The organism is Bacillus sp. ES1-5, from assembly GCF_022487605.1.
GTDB lineage: Bacteria > Bacillota > Bacilli > Bacillales > Bacillaceae_G > Bacillus_A > Bacillus_A wiedmannii.
Window position 1 is genome coordinate 1 of sequence record NZ_JAKVPU010000030.1, and the last position, 1,873, is coordinate 1,873.

The window sequence follows — 1,873 nt, forward strand, 5'->3', positions numbered from 1 at the left end:
CATGACTAAGTACCTCCCTATTTATCGCTATCTTTTCCCCAAATTTTATATCCACCTGTATGGCCGGTATCATGATGAGTCTGATAATCTACAAGTTGCATTCTCCCAGCATCTTGATGATGATGCCATGTATAATGCTCTGGCGTTTTCCCCATTTTAAATAATTGAATTTCTTCCTCTGTGAATTTTAAAGCTAATTCAGGATTTTCCATTATTTGCTCATATAATGCCTTACTACACTTTCTAGACTGTGTTGTTCTAGACTTTTTGAAATCTGCCTCTTTTAATAGTACCTCACCTTTTGATTCAAAAATAGGAAATCCGCCAGCATCGTATGGAATTCCTGTAACTGGGTGCTTGTCTCCTGCCAAGTCACCTTTTCGCAAACGTATTGTTTTTGGACCATTCGCGCCTTCGTAAGTATACGTAGCTGCTTTCTGTAAATATTGTTGTGTACTACCGACACCTGCATATGAGAGATGATTACCACCCTTAAATTCATAATTTTTTAATATATGTAATGCATTTCTGTATGCCGGGGAATTAGTTACAAGAGATTTCCCTTTAGTAAGCCCTGTAATAGCAGTTACCTTACCTGCTTGGCCTACTTTATCTAGACCTTTGCTATCAACAAAGCCTGTGAGTAGCGTAGTGACTGCGTAAGCTGCATAATGTTCTCTGCTTTCTAGATCTCCATTCCAAAAATTATTCATACATGTATCTGATACAGTATTCCATGCAGCGGGAATAGTCTCCCTATAGTTTACAATCGTATCTCGCATATTTAACCAGGTTTCTTTATCTCCTAAAGCTACGAATCCTTCCCATGCATCTACAGCACCATCTATAAAACCGGTGAAAATACCAGTCCACGCAGAATTTAAATCCTTTTTATTGAAAAATGACTCTTCTGATTTTGGAGGAAGTTTTCCACACATGGCACCTTCTTGAATATCAGAGTCAACTATATTTCCGCAATACAATGCATCCGCCTCTCGGAATTTAACAGCTGCACGTTCTCATTCTTCTGCGATTTTATCTAATTCTTGCAGAACATTGAACATCATTGGTTTTGTTTCATTGAACATTTGATAAAAACGATTACTTATTGCTCCGCTCCATTGAGAGGCTATATACTCTGTTTGATTGTATAAGTCTTTATGTATATGTTCTAATGATGACCTCGTATTTCTTATAATTTTAGCTGCTTGTTCTAATTGTTCTGGTGATACCTTTATTTGAGTTCTCATTCCATCCCTTCTTTTCGTATATATTATAAAAATTATGACATATGCATTGTTACTGCTATAATTTGAAAATTAGTATTTTAAGCACGCTACCAACGCTTGCTTCATAGGACTTTAATAAAGACATTAATGATTGGTTTTTCAATCTGCTAAAATATATAATGAACATGAGCACATAGACTATAAATCATAATATAATTACATACATATTTAATGATTAAATTTATAAATTACTTGCGGGCATTTATAGGAGTTAGGTAATAGAAAGGTCAAATTTTTTAAAAAAAGCGTTAAAGATATTTATCTTCAATACTTTCTGCAATAATAAGTTTTAAAATAAAATATAAACTATAACGTATTCTAATTATGGTATAATATAGCTAGTAACTGAAGGCGTGTGGTGGGAGGTTGCAGCCTTTCTTTCTCTTAATTTAGAGAGAAAGGAGGTGTAACCGATATGGAATTTTTACAACAATTATTACAGGATGCTACGAAACTATTCGTAACAGTGTTCATAACAACTTTTGCTACTGCTTATGCTAACAAGCTAGTGGCAAAACGTAATAATAAAAGTAAAAGAACCACCCAGACGTCTGCCAAACGTAAGAAAGGTGGTTCAAAGAAAA

At 34.5% G+C, this 1,873-nt stretch carries 1 pseudogene; it reads right to left on the minus strand.

Annotated features, from left to right (window positions below):
- Window positions 1-17: 17 nt before the first annotated feature.
- Window positions 18-1,250: pseudogene (locus MKO96_RS29080) on the minus strand (WXG100 family type VII secretion target).
- Window positions 1,251-1,873 lie beyond the last annotated feature (623 nt).